The 660-nt window shown below is 47.9% G+C and carries 1 rRNA gene; it reads right to left on the reverse strand.

Going from position 1 to position 660, the window contains the following annotated elements:
- Window positions 1–339, reverse strand: a 16S ribosomal RNA gene (locus B5G10_RS12495); the annotation flags it as partial.
- Between the last annotated feature and the right edge of the window lie 321 nt (window positions 340–660).

The raw sequence follows: 660 nt of genomic DNA on the forward strand, positions 1-660 counted from the left end.
CCGTGTCTCAGTTCCAATGTGGGGGACCTTCCTCTCAGAACCCCTATCCATCGTCGCTTTGGTGGGCCGTTACCCCGCCAACTGGCTAATGGACCGCATGCTCATCTGTAACCAAGATTGCTCTCTTTAGACATCGTCCCATGCGAAACCATGTCGTTATGGGGTATTAGGCCGGATTTCTCCGGGTTATCCCCCTGTTACAGGCAGATTGCATACGTGTTACTCACCCGTGCGCCGGTCGCCGCCAAAGGTATTGCTACCTCCGCGCTGCCCCTCGACTTGCATGTGTTAGGCCTGTCGCTAGCGTTCATCCTGAGCCAGGATCAAACTCTTCGTTGTATATCTTGTTTATTTATTTTCATACCTTCGAAGATCTCCCGGCCGAATTGACTTCGTTCTCTCTTTCTCTTGTACTACACTTGCTTCTTTTCAGTCTTGTCAATGAACTGTGCCCCTCGTTTTCGCTCCGGTTGAACCGGTGTCCTTTCGAAAAGCGATGCAAAGGTACACGCTTTTCCCTATTCCCTCCAAATTTTTTTGCTACTTTTTTATGCTGTAAAACATACTTTTTCTCCAACTCCCCCATTTTCACCCTATTATACACCAATATTTTTTTATAAAATTTTCGTCCCTGCCTCGTTTCTTCGCGACAGGGACGAT

It is taken from the genome of Barnesiella sp. An55 (assembly GCF_002161555.1).
GTDB classification, from domain to species: domain Bacteria; phylum Bacteroidota; class Bacteroidia; order Bacteroidales; family Barnesiellaceae; genus Barnesiella; species Barnesiella merdipullorum.